Source organism: Tenacibaculum litopenaei (genome assembly GCF_964514025.1).
GTDB classification, from domain to species: domain Bacteria; phylum Bacteroidota; class Bacteroidia; order Flavobacteriales; family Flavobacteriaceae; genus Polaribacter; species Polaribacter litopenaei.
The window spans coordinates 154,867-170,338 of record NZ_CAZEQT010000005.1; the positions used below are offsets into that span (position 1 = coordinate 154,867).

Here is a 15,472-nt window from a genome sequence, read left to right on the forward strand (position 1 = left end):
CGTATGAGAAAAATAAAATTATTATACAGAATTTTTACCGTGTTAATTGTAATTAGTGCGTGTACTGATATAGATGAACTAGATTTACTCAATAGCATTCCCGTTCCGACAAATGTGGCTGCAGTGTATGATATTACTCAAGATAATACTGGACTGGTAACCATTACGCCCACAGCGGAAGGAGCCAATAGTTTTAAAGTGTATTTTGGTGATGCTACTGCACAACCAGCAACAGTGGAAGCAGGTAAAAACGTACAACATACCTATGCTGAAGGTAACTATAAAGTGAAAATAGAGGCCTTCAATGTCAAAGGAGATAAAGCCGAAAAAGAGCAAGATTTAATCGTTTCATTTAAGGCGCCACAAAATCTAAAGGTAACCTTAGAAAATGATCAGGCAGTTTCGAAACAGTTAAATATTACGGCAACTGCCGACTTTGCTACGATGTTTGAGTTTTACTCGGGTGAAACAGGTGTTAATCAGCCTGTAGCCACTGCAAACATAGGCGAAACAGTAAAGTATCAATATCAAAATGCAGGAAAATATAATGTTAGGGTAGTAGCTAAAGGGGCGGCGATTGCCACTACGGAATTTACTCAGGAATTCGACGTAACGGCAATCGTTCAGCCTATAGCTTCAGCTCCGACACCTCCGTCTAGAAATGCAGCGGATGTCATTAGTATTTATTCAAGTGTTTACACTGATGTATCAGGGACCAATACTTTTCCCGATTGGGGACAAGGTGGCCAAGGTAGTTCGTGGAAGGAGTTTGATCTGAATGGTGATAAAATGTTGCAGTACATAAATCTGAGCTATCAAGGAATTCAGTTCGGTAGTCGTCAAGATGTTTCAGGAATGGAGTTTTTACACCTTGATGTTTGGACTGCTGACGTAGATAAATTAGAAACCTCTTTGATCAATGTGACCTCGGCAACACCTTCGGCAACAACAGAGAAGCCTGTGACTAAAGATTTAACTAAAGACGCTTGGGTAAGTTTAGACATACCAATCTCTGAGTATACCGCGCAGGGGCTTAGTGTCAATGAAATTTTGCAATTGAAATTTGTGGGAACTCCATGGGCGTCTGGAACCGTTTTTATCGATAATATCTATTTTTGGAAAACACCAGCCGTGCCTAACAATGTAACTCCTATCAATTTTGAAACTGGTTATAGCTTGAGCAGTTTTGACGGTGGAGATATTGCAGTGGTTGCTAATCCGAATACGACTGGAAACTCCTCATCTATGGTAGCGAGACTGATTAAAAATGCAGGACAGCCATGGGCAGGATCTAAAATTACACTGGATACACCGTTCAATTTTACAAACCCTGTGGTCAAAGCAAAAGTCTGGTCGCCTAGGGCAGGACTAAAGCTTTTAATGAAGTTTGAAGATAATGTCCCTTGGCCCAATGTGACGGCATCAGCGGAAGTCACCGCTACTACGACCGTAGCGAATGCTTGGGAAGAATTGACGTTTGATTTTACAGGGATTTCATCGAGTATTGATTTCTACAACTTGGTGATGATTATGGATAACGGAACCCAAGGTGATGGTTCGGCAAATTACACCATCTACGTCGATGATATAGCTACCACACCTAGTTTAAATTTTGAACCTAAATTTAGTTTAAGTGGTTTCGATGGAGGAGAGATTTCGGTGGTTGCCAATCCGAATACTACAGGAAATACTTCTGCCATGGTTGCTAAAATGATTAAAAATGCAGGACAACCGTGGGCCGGATCAAAAATCACGGTACCTGAAAAATTCTCATTTGTAGGACAAACGAGGGTAAAACTGAAAGTTTGGTCGCCAAGAGCTGGATTGAACTTATTAATGAAGTTTGAAGACGACGTCCCTTGGCCCAATGTAACAGCATCAGCAGAAGTGACCGCTACGACTACAACAGCGAATGCATGGGAAGAACTAACCTTTGATTTTTCTGCAATTAGTACTTCGGTGTCGTTCTATAACCTCGTTATGATTATGGATAATGGAACACAAGGTGATGGTTCTGGGAACTACACCATTTACATAGATGATATTACACAATTTTAACAGCAGCAACATGAAGAAAATTAGCACATACATAAAATTGATAAGCATACAGTTGTTGGTGCTTCTACTGTTTAATCAATGTCAAGACAACGAATATGAATTTGGTGAGATTATAGCACCAAGTGCCATTCAAATTACTACTGAAATCATAGGTAAAGATGGGGCAAACCCCAATGGAGATGGTTCTGGTAAAGTGAAATTTAGCATCGTTGCATCCAACGCATTGAGTTATAGTATAAATTTTGGAGATGGTACCTCAAAGAGTATCCCAAACGGTCAGGTAACCCATGTTTATTCCAAAACGGGGGTACATAAATACACCGCGGTGATTAATGCCATAGGTGCTGGTGGAACGAAGTCTATCAAAACAGTTACCTTGGAAGTATTCAGTTCTTTCTCAGACGTAGAGGCAGAGAATTTTTTAAGTGGCCCCAATGTGGGAGATCAAAAAAAGTGGTACTGGCAAGCAGATAAGAAACTTCACGTAGGCCTAGGCCCCGTAACGGATGATTATGGAAATGGAGAGTTTGCCTATGAGGCTTGGTGGAATGCAATACAGCCTTGGGATACAGAAAAATCGTGTATGTATGACAATGAATTCGTATTTACCAGAACGGCTACTGGGATTACTTTTGAACAGACGGTAGGACCTGCATTTGTACCAGGAGCCTATGCTTCGGTGCTCGGGGTTACCAGTGATACCTGTCATGATCAAACTGTAGCAACTACGATGTTTGGCGTAAAAAACGTAACCTTTACCCCTTCGAATTCAAAGGCAGCCTTGCAGGGAACTTATAACGGGAATCCATATCGAAAGACATCTTTTGAACTCTCGGATGGCGGATTTATGGGTTGGTTTGTAGGAGCCAGTAAATACGATATTATTTCAGTGAGCGCAACAGAGTTGATTGTACGTATTATTCAAAAAGGGAATGGTTTTGCTTGGTATCATAAGTTTACATCAACCAAGCCAGTGAAAGGTCCTTCGTATACCTACAATACGCTAGTTTGGGAAGACCAATTTAATACCCCAGGAGCTCCTGACGCAACCAAATGGACCTACGATACTGGAACAGGGACTAACGGCTGGGGAAATAACGAGGTACAATACTATACGGATAGAGCTGATAATGTAAAAGTGGAAAATGGAAATTTGGTGATTACTGCGAAAAAAGAAAATTTCTCAGGTAGTCAATATACTTCTGCAAGGTTAAAAACTCAAGGATTGTACAATTTTACCTATGGTCGCGTCGAGGTACGCGCAAAATTGCCTGCAGGGGCAGGAACCTGGCCTGCAATTTGGATGCTAGGAGCAAATTTCCCAACCGTTGGTTGGCCGCGCTGTGGCGAAATTGATATTATGGAACAAACGGGAGCAGCAAAAAATAGTGTTTTAGGAACTTGCCATTGGTTTGATACGGCAAATAATGTAAAAGCAGATTTTAGTAGAACTTCGGCCATAGCCAACGCAACAAGTGATTTTCATAAATACACCTTAGAATGGACCGCCCAAACGATAAAAATTTATTTGGATGATGTTCAGTTTTACGAACTAGCGAACAATGCCAATTTACCGTTTAACTCAGATTTCTTTTTGATCCTCAATGTGGCAATGGGAGGAACGCTTGGTGGTACTATCGATGCTACTTTTAGCCAAGCAACCATGGAAATAGATTATGTAAAAGTTTACCAATAGAGCAGAATGAAAGGGGGGGATTAATTGTGAATTATTTGGTTTGAATTAGGTCCCCTCTTTACGATATGCTCTCAAAAAATTACCTGCGAGTAATGCTACGCTTATGAATAATAATCAATACATATACAGTATAGATAACATGCAAAAAGCTATACAAAAGGAAGTGAAAGGAATTCGTGTTTTGCTAAAAAATGAAGGGTATTATAAGATAGCCAATGTAAATTTGATGCGTCCCTTTTTTATGAGTATTGTAAGTCCTTCAAATCACTGGTTGTTTATTTCGAGTACTGGAGGACTCACAGCCGGACGACAGAATGCTGAATTTGCACTGTTTCCGTACGATACTGACGATAAAATAGCAGCCAATTTCGAAAATACTGGAAGTAAAACACTCGTTCGTGTTGAAGTGGATGGAAAGATACGGTTGTGGGAACCTTTTTCGGACAGGATGGTAGGGGCTTATGCGACCGTGAGGAATTTGTATAAAAATGAAACAGGAACAAAAGTTCTTTTTGAGGAAATTAATAATGATGTTGGCTTGGCCTTTCGTTACGAGTGGACCTGTTCTGAACGATTTGGATTTGTAAGGTCGTGTGAGTTAATTAATTTAAGTGAATACGATAAGCAAGTAGAAATCCTAGATGGTGTTCAGAATGTACTCCCTTTTGGCGTAGGTAACGACTTGCAACGTGCGAGCAGTAATTTAGTTGATGCCTATAAAAGATCAGAGTTAATGGCCGCAACGGGAATTGGGGTATTTGCCTTAAGTGCAATTATTGTAGATAGAGCTGAACCTAGTGAAGCTTTAAAGGCAAATGTAGTATGGTCGGTAGGAATGAAGCAAGGCTTGCATTTATTATCAAGTTTGCAGTTAGAGAGTTTTAGGACAGGCTACCCTCTAGTACAGGAAATGGATGTTAAGGCAGAAAAAGGAGCGTATTTTGTGTACGAACGCCTGGTTTTAACGGCGGGTACAGCTAAGGAATGGTGTATTGTAGCCGACGTAAATCTTGACCATGCACAAATTGTAGGACTGAATCATTTGGTTTTAACCTCCGATAATCTGCAGGAAATGCTGCACGACGATATTGCCAAAACTCGCGACGCGTTGACAGTCCTAAATGCTTCGGCTGATGGCTTGCAATGTACACAAGACGAACTCAGAGATACGAGGCACTTCGCTAATACGCTGTTCAATTGCATGCGAGGAGGAATTTTTGATTTCAATTACAGCATAGAAACTGATGATTTTAAAACCTACATCGCTAAGGCAAATAAGAAGGTGGCTTTTACTCAAGAATCCTTACTGAATTCCTTAGCGACTACGATAACGTTAAAAGAGTTGAGAACACTGGCCTGGGCTAGCACAGATAAAAATTTCAGACGACTTTGTTTGGAGTATTTACCGATCAGATTTAGCCGACGTCATGGTGATCCCAGCAGACCTTGGAATAAATTTTCGATTAATACCAAACGAGAGGATGGGAGTAAAAAACTTGATTACGAAGGAAATTGGAGAGATATATTTCAGAATTGGGAGGCTCTTGCGTTTTCCTTTCCTGATTTTTTGGAAGGAATGATCCACAAGTTTTTAAATGCCAGTACTTTTGACGGATACAATCCTTATCGAGTAACCAAAGATGGCTTTGATTGGGAAACGATTGAACCTGAGGACCCATGGAGTTATATCGGGTATTGGGGAGATCATCAAATTGTATACTTGTTAAAACTCTTAGAGGCCCAAGAAAAGTATTTTCCTGGAGAGCTAGAAAAGTTGTTTGAAGAAGAGGTATTTGTATACGCAAATGTTCCTTACAAAATAAAGGAATATCAAACCGTTTTGAACAATCCAAAAGACAGCATAGTATTCGATGTCCTTGCTGATAAACAGATTAGAGCTAGTAGAACTGAACACGGAGCTGATGGTGCCTTGTTGCGCAGTGAGATAAACTTTATAGTCAAAGCTAATTTTATCGAGAAAATACTGGCGACAACCTTAGCTAAAATTAGCAATTTCATTCCGGATGCGGGTATTTGGATGAATACTCAGCGCCCTGAGTGGAATGATGCAAACAATGCGTTGGTTGGGAATGGCGTATCAGTGGTAACCCTAGCGTATTTACATCGTTTTGTCGTGTTTGTGTCTAAAATTATTAAACAATGGAATGGAACTGAGATTCCGATATCAGAAGAATTCGTAACCTATTTTGAAACGGTAAATCGAGGCTTGCTTCATTTTCATCCCGTATTAACTTCAGGATTTGATGATATAAAACGAAAGCAATTTCTCGACGCTATGGGAAATGCGGTAACAGCTTTTAGAACTGTGATTTACGACCGTTCTTTTTCAGGTAGAAAGTCAAAAATAACAAAGGTCACAGTTGTAGAATTCTTTGACTTGATAGCAGATTATACGAAGCATTCTCTGCGTAATAATCGTCGTAACGATGGATTATTTCATTCTTACAACCTCATGACACTCACTCAGAATGATGCGGTAAAAATTGAACGTCTCGATGAAATGTTAGAAGGACAAGTTGCGGCGCTCAGTGCTGGCGTATTGTCGGCTAAAGAATCTTTGGCATTAGTAAAAATATTAAAAGTCAGTCGTTTGTATCGAAAAGACCAAAATAGTTACCTACTATATCCAAACAAGTATTTAAAAGGGTTTATGCAACGCAATTGCATACCGACCTCTAAGGTTGAAGGGTCTAAAGTACTCGCAGCTTTGGTACAGGACAATAGCACAGGGATTATTCAGAAAGATTTATACGGACAGTATCATTTTAACGGAAGTATTAAAAATGCCGATGACCTGCAGCATATGCTCAAAGCTAAACAGGAAAAAGTTGCTAGTGAAGCAATGGCTGAGGTACTATCAGTATATGAGCTAGTTTTTCAACACAAGTTTTTTACAGGACGCTCTGGGACTTTTTTTGGCTATGAAGGATTAGGGTCCATTTATTGGCATATGGTATCAAAGTTGGCATTGGCAGTACAAGAAGTTGCGGAATACAGTGTATTACAGGATGGAAGGAGTGAAACTTCTGAAGATTTGTTGACTGCTTACGATGACATTGTTGAAGGGATAGGGGTGCATAAATCACCAAAATTATATGGGGCATTCCCTACAGATCCTTATTCTCATACACCGGCAAATAAAGGAGCACAACAACCTGGTATGACGGGACAAGTAAAAGAAGATATATTAACGAGATTCGGTGAATTTGGAATTCGTATTCATGAAGGAGTACTGCATTTTGATTCTAAGCGAGTTACTAAAAGTGCGTTTTTGACGGCGCCTAAAAAATTTCAATGTTACAATGTATTGGGTGAAGCGATTACCGTTTTGTTAGAACCGAAGAGTTTTGCTTTTACCTTGTGTCAGTTACCCATTATTTATCAGCTAGACAGTGAAAAAGCAATAGAATTGTATTACACGGATGGTCGTAATGTGACCATAGGTACGCTGCATTTGAATAAGGAGTTGAGCAAGGAGGTTTTTGGCAGAACAAACGTGTTAAAAATGATCGTTGTAAAATTACCGATCAACCTGTAATTCTAAGTATATGAGGTGGTTGTTGTTCTGTTTGCTGTTTTGTTGTGTAGGGAGTTGTAAAAATGCGACTGTTGACACTGCTTCGCGAGGCGCAGTTGCAGCTGAAATTCTCGGGAATCCAAAGTATCCGGCTATTTGTTATGGAGGGTATCGGATGAATTCAAGGACAGTACAACCCACAATTGCAGAGATAAAAGAAGATTTGAAATTGTTGCAAGCTGTTGGTATTCGTTTACTCAGAACCTATAATGTGCACCTGCCACATGCTGCTAATGTACTGAAAGCGATTCGAGAATTAAAAGAAGAAGAGCAAGAGTTTGAAATGTACGTTATGCTCGGTGCTTGGATAGATTGTAAAAATGCTTGGACATCGAAAACGCCAATACACCATATGGAAAGTGACCGAAACGCTCAAGAAATATTGGAAGCCATGAGGCTAGCTAAAGACTATTCGGATATAGTTAAGGTGATTTCTGTTGGGAATGAGTCTATGGTGAAGTGGGCAACTTCGTATTATGTGAGTCCTGAGATAGTGCTGAAATGGGTGCAGTTTTTACAGGAAAAAAAACGTCAAGGCGCTTTGTCATCGGACCTTTGGATTACGAGTAGTGATAACTATGCTTCATGGGGTGGAGGAAGTAGTGAATACCACACAGTAGCATTGGAAAAATTAATAGCTACTGTCGATTTTATTTCCCTTCATACCTATCCCATGCATGACACGCATTACAAACCTGATTTTTGGGGATTAATGCCTAGTGAACAAAGTTTGAACAAAGAAGAACAACTCGAAGTAGTTATGGATAGAGCTACAAATTATGCTAAATATCAATATGCCAATGTCGTAAAATACGTGAAGAGTTTAGGGATAAAGAAATTAGTGCACATCGGTGAAACGGGCTGGTCTAGCCAATCAAATGGTCTGTACGGCCCAAGAGGTTCACAAGCGACGGATGAATATAAGGCTGGATTGTATTACAGAAATATGAGGGCATGGACGCAACAGGAAGGTATTAGTTGCTTTTATTTTGAAGCATTTGATGAACCCTGGAAGGATGCTGAAAATACCCTGGGATCTGAGAATTATTTTGGACTTTTTACAAAAGAAGGAAAAGTGAAATTCGCATTGTGGGACTGGGCGGATAACGTAGGGCCAGCATTGCAGTCGCGAAATGGAAAATTATTAGAGAAAACATATGGAGGAAATAGAGCCACCTTATTGAATCAGGTAGTCCCTCCTGTAGTGAGAACGGAATTAAAAATAATGTCGAATCATGAATAGAAATGCTCTGTGGATATGGATAGTATTAATGCTTTGTATGGCTTGCAAACCGTCGGTTTCAGAAGGACTGAAAGTCACTGTGAGTGGAGGGCAATTGTATATTGGAACTACTGCATATCAAGTGAGAGGAGTTTGCTATCATCCTGTACCCAAAGGAAGTACGAATATTCGAAGTTTTGAAACCCTCGAACAAGACATCGCCTTAATGAAAGAGGCAGGGATCAATACCATTCGAGTATATGAGCCCATAGGGGATATGGCGGTGCTTGATACCTTACATGCCCGTGGTATTAAGGTTATTATGGGGTTTGGTTATCGACAAAATGGTAAGTATGACATAGCTTCTGGTACTTATAAAGAGTACATAGCCAAATTTAAATCGCACAAAGCGATTCTATTTTGGGAGCTGGGAAATGAGTATAACTACCATCCTGAGTGGTTTGATAATGCGCTAGAGAATTGGTATCGAGCATTGAATACTGCCGCTCTCGAAATTCACAACATAGATCCTAATCGTCCCGTAGCCACTGCACATGGAGATTTACCTAGCAAGCAAGTGGTTGATTTGTGCGAAGCGGTGGATATTTGGGGAATGAACGTATATCGCTGGGATAATCCAAGCAGTATTTTAGAAGAATGGCAAGGGATTAGTGATAAACCCATTTATATCTCTGAAGCAGGCGCTGATAGTTTTATGACGGTAGCAAATGCCCAGTACGAAGCCGGTGTTAACGAGCGAGCTCAAGCCGACGCCACTGATAAAATTTTACGAGCGATATTAGAAGCAAAACAACCGTGTATAGGGCTTACCCTTTTTTCGTTTACCGATGGCTGGTGGAAGGCTGGAAATGTGGATAAACAAGACCGAGGAGGCTGGGCTCCGAATAGCAGCGGAGTTCCCTATGACGGTGCTCCTAATGAAGAGTTCTGGGGGATTGTGGATATCGATAGAAGAAAAAAAGAAGTTTTTTTTACGCTTAAAAAATGGTATACGAAATGATGGCAGTGAAAAAATATATCCAGCTGGTGTTTTGCTTTGCAGTGATTGGATTTGTCGCTTGCAACAAACCGAAGCAACGCGTTGTTACAGTGTATGAAACCTCTGCTGGAGGACATTCATTAACACAGGTGCAAACCGTTGCCTCCAAGGAGTATGAGATTAAGTTAACGGTCGATACAACAGTAGAATATCAAACGATAACGGGAATTGGAGGTTCCTTTACAGAAGCTACGGCACAAGTTTTAAGCGCACTTTCAGATGATAAAAGGCAAGAGGTACTAAATGCGTATTTCGGAAGTGAGGGAGCCCAATATTCTTTGACGAGAACGCATATGGGGTCTTGTGACTTTTCGTTAACCAATTATAGCTATGCTGCCATTGCTGGTGATAAGCATCTGGACCATTTCAGTATCAAAGAAGATTTAAACGATTTGATTCCGCTGATTTTGGATGCACAAAATAGTTCAGAAACTGGTTTTAAAATTATAGCATCTCCTTGGACAGCACCACCTTGGATGAAAGATAATAACAGCTATGTAGGGGGTAAATTACGCGATGAGTATCAAGAATCCTATGCACAACTCTTTGTAAAGTACTTGGATGCCTACAAAAAGAAAGGAATAGATATTTGGGGGCTAACGGTGGTTAACGAACCACATGGCAATGGGAATAATTGGGAGAGTATGCACTTTAGTCCTGATGAAATGACCTCTTTTGTTCGTGATGTCTTAGGTCCGACGCTGGAAAAATCTGGTTGGAATCACATTAAAATTTTGGGATATGATCAAAACAGAGCGGGATTGGATGAATGGACTCAAAGCATGTATGCGAATCAAGAAAATGCGAAATACTTTTCCGGTACAGCAATTCATTGGTATGAAAGTACCTTTAAAGTATTCGAAAAGTCCTTGCAAAGAGCGCATGTTAAGGCGCCAGATAAATACTTGATCCAAACAGAAGCTTGCGTCGATTCAGAAGTTCCTCATTGGAGAGATGATGCTTGGTACTGGAAGAAAGAAGCAACTGATTGGGGATGGGATTGGGCTCCAGAAGATCAAAAAGAATGGCATCCAAAATACAGCCCTGTGCACCGTTATGCCAGAGATATCATCGGATGTTTAAATAATTGGGTTGATGGTTGGGTTGATTGGAATATGGTACTCAACAAACAAGGAGGCCCTAATTGGTTTAAAAATTGGTGTGTGGCTCCGGTAATCGTCGATACAGAAGCTGGAGAAGTGTACTATACACCGCTGTACAATATCATGGTGCATTTTAGCAAGTTTATTCGACCTGGAGCCAAGCGAATTCATTGGGAACATCAAGATTCGGATTTGTTAGTTACAGCAGTTAGGAATCCAGATACTTCTCTCGCTGTGGTCGTGTTTAATCCAAGCCAAACCAGTAAGGTATTTCAATTGAAAGTAGCAGGAGTGGAACAAGTTATCAGGATATCAAAAAACGCTTTGCAAACTATTGTCATTAAAACGAACCAGCGCTATGAGTCATAAAGTTACATATACTGAAAAAGTAGCCTTCGGAATAGGAATGCTCGCAAATCAAATGTTTCCTGCTGTATTGGGCATTTTTGTGGTAGTACTTATCCAAGATTTGGGTTTCCCCGGTTGGATGTGGGGAATTTTATTTCTCGTTCCTAGAATTTTTGACGCTATAACCGATCCCATTATGGGGTTTATCTCTGACAATACCCGATCTAGATGGGGACGCAGACGACAATATGTTTTACTGGGAGCTATTATTATGGGAGTGTCATTTATAGTAATGTGGCAATTGTATCGCGTAAATGGAGTATCGTACAATTTTGGATATTTCTTACTTTGGTCTTTGGTATTTTATTTTGGAATTACGGTTTTTAGCGTTCCTTATGTAGCCATGGGGTACGAAATGAGCACTGATTTTCACGAACGTACGCAGATCATGGCCATTGCGCAATGGATTGGCCAATGGGCATGGGTAGTAGCTCCTTGGTTTTGGGTGGTAATGTACGATCAGACATGGTTTGTATCTGCGGATATTGCTGTTAGAGAGTTGGCCGTTTGGGTAGGGCTAACCTGTATGGTGTTTGCAATGATTCCCGCATTTTTTATACGTTCCAATAGTACGGTAGATGAAGAGTATATTCCGTTGACTTACCACAATTTGAAAGCGAGCATTGCAGAAATAGTCAATGGATTTAAAGAGGCCTTTGGCTCGGCTCCTTTTAGAAAATTATGCCTCGCTACCTTTTTTATTTTTAATGCCTTTAATACCGTTGCAAGTTTTTCTTTTTTCATTATCGTTTATTACCTATTTGCCGGAAGTACAGGTGATGCCGGAATATGGCCAACGCTTTTTGGTTCACTAGGGGCTTTGGCTACTACATTTTTGGTGATCCCTATAGTGACCAAAATGTCGCGAGTTTATGGTAAAAAACAAGCGTTTCTTATTTCTCAAGGGATTTCTTTGATTGGTTATTTGCTATTTTGGTTTCTCTTCGTTCCTGGAAAGCCTTATTTATTTATCATCGCACTTCCTCTTTTTTCCTTCGGAATAGGTAGTTTGTTTACCTTAATGATGAGCATGACTGCCGATGTCATTGACTTGGATGAGTTAAAAACAGGCAAACGAAGGGAAGGAATTTTTGGGGCTATTTATTGGTGGATGGTGAAGTTTGGATTGGCAATTGCAGGAGGTCTCAGCGGTGTTTTGCTGAGCTCTGTAGGATTTAATTCTGGAGCTGTTGAACAGACAGAACAAGCGATAACTGGCCTTCGTTTCTTTTTTACAGCCATCCCCATAGCAGGAACCCTTATCGCCATGTTCTTGATGAGGAATTATTCCGTTTCAGAACAGAAAGCAAAGGAAACGAGAAAACTTTTAGAACAACGCAAACAATTAACTACGGAACAGTAATAGTGGTTTCTTTCACCGATGTGGCCGAGGATAATACAAGTGTATACGTCCCTTTAGGTAATGCTAAAAAGCAAGGGGTGTCGACATTAGAAATTTCCATCAAATCAACCGGTATGGCCTGAGCGCCCATTTCATTTTTGTAAAACGCATGGACCAGTATGGGATAGCTGAGTTGGCTTTTGGAGTGTTCAATGCGAATAGCTTGATACTTGTCAGAAAACAACCAAGAAGGACGCTGGTGTACATAGGTTGTTTTTGGGTGGATGATTGCCAGGTCAGTAAAGGCATTTCTTCGTCGGTACGGTATGGCTTTTTGCGTACTCTTATCCACTAGGAGTGCCGCTGTGTTTTTTGCGAATTTTTTTACTAAGGGGTGATTAAACTTAGGATTTCCATGTTCACTGTAAACTACTTGGTGTACGGTTAACGGATCGCTACCAGTGTACGCTTTTAAACGGGCAGCCATAGCCATTTCCCATTTGCGGTGGGCTCCTTCAAATACGTGGTCAAAACCACAGTGAATCACTACTTTTTCATTGGGGAATTTTTTGAGGATACGCTGTATGTTCTTCGCCTGTTCAATTTCTCGTTCTTTGCCGTTTTTATTCGTCGTTTGTTCGTAGGGCCAAACCTTAAATCCTAAGGAGAGGGCTTCTCGTACCAGGTTTCCGAACTGAGGATCTTTTAAGTACCAGCCCGAGGTTAGTATTGGGTAACCTCGCGACACTAATAAACTATCTTTTTTGGAACCGTTGGTCAAAGCCTCTAAAAATAAATGTTTATAGCCTAGTTTCTTAAGTTTGCTAAGGAGTCGTTTTGTATAGTTACGATGCAAGGCATTGTGATGAGCTTCATTGATGATGAGTATATCGTGTTGTGCTGCTTCTTTGAGCAGTTGCTCCGTAGCATTGGCAATTTTAAAGTGTTGTTGCAGTGAATCAACAACTTCTTGGGTATAGTCAAAAGGACGCCTAGGAAAAGCCTTGTCCCATGCCAAAAGAGCTTTCTGATAGGCACCCTTAGAAGCGTATTTGGCAGCGGCAATTTGATGTTTCCAAGCTAAACTATCCTGTGCTAATTGATCTTCAATTTGTTGATTGAAATCATAAGGGCTTGTATAAGAACTCTCTTTGAATTGTATTTCTGGTTTGCAAGCATTCAAAGCAATAAAACTCAAGAAGCTAAGTACATAAAATATTGTTGTTTTCATAGTTGTAATTTTTTGTCTTGGTAATTCACAAATGCTAAAAAATACTGTAAGGAAAGGTAATGGTTACCTAATGTCGGTGTACTGCAATGACGCTAGCTCCAACTCATAGAAATCCTTACTCGTCTCTGCTCAATGGTTACTGTACCTCCTGATGATTTTTCCTCACCGGGGTAAATACGGTAGGTTTTAATCTGTTTATTCACAGAAGGAACGTTGTTTTTTAATCTTTTAGAGCGTTGTATCCATTGCTGCAACTTGTCTTCTGAGGTAAATTCAAAGCAGAGTACAAATTGTCGGCTAAACATACTCCCTTTTTTCTCAAAGCTTTTGTGTTTTACAGTATTCGGAAGAGGAGCTAAACCTCCCCATTTCAGCGTAATTGCTTGTACTTCGTCGTGTTCCCATGGCATTACATAGCTATTGGAAATAAAAAAATAGAGGATACCAAGTATCATAATGGTACCTGTTACCACCAATACGATAAGTGCTTTTTTAAGAATTTTCAAGGTTTTTTAATTATTTTTCTAAAGTAAATTGATGTGTTTTTTTCTGTAGCGCTTCGATAAAATCACCTGGTTTATCGATGTGGAAAACGAGTTCTTTGTACTCTGAATGCATTCCGTAAAGACTGGTCAAGGAAGTTGCAGTACGCAAGCTAATGCGAAGTGTATGGGACTCTAGACTTCCCAGAATAGATAACTTCTTTACAGGAGAGTCTTCTTCTAAATCTTTACTGAACAGTGTAATATTTTCAATTGTATTGTAGGGTATAAAGGTTGATCTCATCATACCGTATTTTAGATGAAGTCCAGTGTCGCTTAACGTGGTAGGGCTAAATACAAGTGATTTTAGATAGCCTAAAAATTGAATCCCAGTATAACAACTGGCGATGGTAATAATCCATGCAATTGTTGAGTTCCATTCGATCATATAACCGTGTAAAACAAAAGTTTCAATACCGATAATCAGGAGTACTACCAAATACAAGGCGATACTTCCAGTTTCTTTATAGGAACTAAACTCGTTGTCGTTGAGTTTTTTAGTAAATCCAGTAGCAAAAGCGTAATAAAGGATACCTATTTCCATCGCAAGTACGTTGGCCACTGGTTTTGGAAGTACTTCTTGACAACTCTTTTGTAGGGTGTCGTAGAAATCAATAGAAGTTCCTTGATGTTGTTTAAAGGAACGGAGGGTTTGTCGGACCTTACCTAAAATGACAACTACGACAATTAACTCTATAACGGGCAATCCCCACGATTTAAAAAGTTCCAGATAGCTCTGATGTTGTTCCGGCAAGGCATAGCTTCCTAGTAGGAGGCTAGCGACGGTAAAAGGGATAACGGTAATATTGGGAATTTCGGTTTTTCGAATGGCAAAAAAATAGAGTATTGGAATGAGTAGGAGTAAATCGACACTAATTCCTAGTGCTAATTGACTCGGGTACTGCGAAAAAAAAGAGGTTTGTGTAAGTCCAATAACGAGGGCTAATAGGCCAAAGGGAATACTCAGGTTTTTCAGAGTATTCGGAAGTGTCATAGCTGTTTTCATATGCGTTTAATTAGTAGGATAAAAATACATAAAATTAACGAGGTGTGGAATGTTTTGTGGAGAAAAATGACGTGATTAGTGGGTTGATGAGTAGTGGGTTAGGTGCGGTTTGGGATTTGCTGAAAAGATCGGTGATCATCATTTTTAAAGAGAGGAGGGAAATGCTTATTTAAAAGGGGATGTTTTAGCAGTTTAACGCCTGTTCA

General features: G+C 40.1%; 10 protein-coding genes. 7 read left to right on the forward strand and 3 right to left on the reverse strand.

Annotated elements, in window-relative coordinates; all coding sequences use genetic code 11:
* Nucleotides 1-3 precede the first annotated feature (3 nt).
* From ACKTS5_RS08025 to ACKTS5_RS08055, 7 genes are all read left to right on the forward strand, one after another.
* Nucleotides 4-2,058, forward strand: coding sequence for a PKD domain protein (locus ACKTS5_RS08025; RefSeq protein ID WP_408043345.1), 2,055 nt, complete (start codon nt 4-6; stop codon nt 2,056-2,058).
* A gap of 10 nt (nt 2,059-2,068) precedes the next feature.
* On the forward strand, nt 2,069-3,754 hold the full coding sequence (locus ACKTS5_RS08030; protein WP_408043346.1) for a family 16 glycosylhydrolase: 1,686 nt from the start codon (nt 2,069-2,071) through the stop codon (nt 3,752-3,754).
* A 139-nt stretch (nt 3,755-3,893) separates the two neighbouring features.
* Nucleotides 3,894-7,313 carry a hypothetical protein gene (locus tag ACKTS5_RS08035; protein ID WP_408043347.1) on the forward strand — a complete coding sequence of 1,140 codons (3,420 nt, stop codon included), beginning with the start codon at nt 3,894-3,896 and terminating at the stop codon, nt 7,311-7,313.
* 10 nt (nt 7,314-7,323) lie between these two features.
* Nucleotides 7,324-8,595 carry a glycoside hydrolase family 17 protein gene (locus tag ACKTS5_RS08040; protein WP_408043348.1) on the forward strand — a complete coding sequence of 424 codons (1,272 nt, stop codon included), beginning with the start codon at nt 7,324-7,326 and terminating at the stop codon, nt 8,593-8,595.
* Entirely contained in the window at nt 8,588-9,595 is a 1,008-nt protein-coding gene (locus ACKTS5_RS08045; RefSeq protein ID WP_408043349.1) for a glycoside hydrolase family 2 TIM barrel-domain containing protein, read from the forward strand. Before ACKTS5_RS08040 ends, ACKTS5_RS08045 begins: the two co-directional genes overlap by 8 nt.
* Nucleotides 9,592-11,106 carry a glycoside hydrolase family 30 protein gene (locus ACKTS5_RS08050; protein ID WP_408043350.1) on the forward strand — a complete coding sequence of 505 codons (1,515 nt, stop codon included), beginning with the start codon at nt 9,592-9,594 and terminating at the stop codon, nt 11,104-11,106. The genes ACKTS5_RS08045 and ACKTS5_RS08050 overlap by 4 nt, the downstream gene beginning before the upstream one ends.
* Nucleotides 11,096-12,508 carry an MFS transporter gene (locus tag ACKTS5_RS08055; RefSeq protein WP_408043351.1) on the forward strand — a complete coding sequence of 471 codons (1,413 nt, stop codon included), beginning with the start codon at nt 11,096-11,098 and terminating at the stop codon, nt 12,506-12,508. The genes ACKTS5_RS08050 and ACKTS5_RS08055 overlap by 11 nt, the downstream gene beginning before the upstream one ends.
* Here ACKTS5_RS08055 and ACKTS5_RS08060 read toward each other — a convergent pair.
* From ACKTS5_RS08060 to ACKTS5_RS08070, 3 genes are all read right to left on the reverse strand, one after another.
* Nucleotides 12,495-13,718, reverse strand: a complete 1,224-nt coding sequence (locus tag ACKTS5_RS08060) for a hypothetical protein (protein ID WP_408043352.1) — start codon at nt 13,716-13,718, stop codon at nt 12,495-12,497. The genes ACKTS5_RS08055 and ACKTS5_RS08060 overlap by 14 nt on opposite strands.
* 92 nt (nt 13,719-13,810) lie before the next feature.
* Complete coding sequence (locus ACKTS5_RS08065; protein WP_408043353.1) at nt 13,811-14,224, reverse strand: hypothetical protein; 414 nt, start codon at nt 14,222-14,224, stop codon at nt 13,811-13,813.
* A gap of 10 nt (nt 14,225-14,234) precedes the next feature.
* The gene (locus tag ACKTS5_RS08070) at nt 14,235-15,266 is read right to left on the reverse strand and encodes a hypothetical protein (protein ID WP_408043354.1); all 1,032 of its coding nucleotides are present in this window, start codon (nt 15,264-15,266) and stop codon (nt 14,235-14,237) included.
* Between the last annotated feature and the right edge of the window lie 206 nt (nt 15,267-15,472).

Bases quoted from the DNA above. Each gene is read 5' to 3' on its own strand.
- ACKTS5_RS08025 (WP_408043345.1), top strand. From the start codon at position 4: ATGAGAAAAATAAAATTATTATACAGAATTTTTACCGTGTTAATTGTA.
- ACKTS5_RS08030 (WP_408043346.1), top strand. From the start codon at position 2,069: ATGAAGAAAATTAGCACATACATAAAATTGATAAGCATACAGTTGTTG.
- ACKTS5_RS08035 (WP_408043347.1), top strand. From the start codon at position 3,894: ATGCAAAAAGCTATACAAAAGGAAGTGAAAGGAATTCGTGTTTTGCTA.
- ACKTS5_RS08040 (WP_408043348.1), top strand. From the start codon at position 7,324: ATGAGGTGGTTGTTGTTCTGTTTGCTGTTTTGTTGTGTAGGGAGTTGT.
- ACKTS5_RS08045 (WP_408043349.1), top strand. From the start codon at position 8,588: ATGAATAGAAATGCTCTGTGGATATGGATAGTATTAATGCTTTGTATG.
- ACKTS5_RS08050 (WP_408043350.1), top strand. From the start codon at position 9,592: ATGATGGCAGTGAAAAAATATATCCAGCTGGTGTTTTGCTTTGCAGTG.
- ACKTS5_RS08055 (WP_408043351.1), top strand. From the start codon at position 11,096: ATGAGTCATAAAGTTACATATACTGAAAAAGTAGCCTTCGGAATAGGA.
- ACKTS5_RS08060 (WP_408043352.1), bottom strand. From the start codon at position 13,718: ATGAAAACAACAATATTTTATGTACTTAGCTTCTTGAGTTTTATTGCT.
- ACKTS5_RS08070 (WP_408043354.1), bottom strand. From the start codon at position 15,266: ATGAAAACAGCTATGACACTTCCGAATACTCTGAAAAACCTGAGTATT.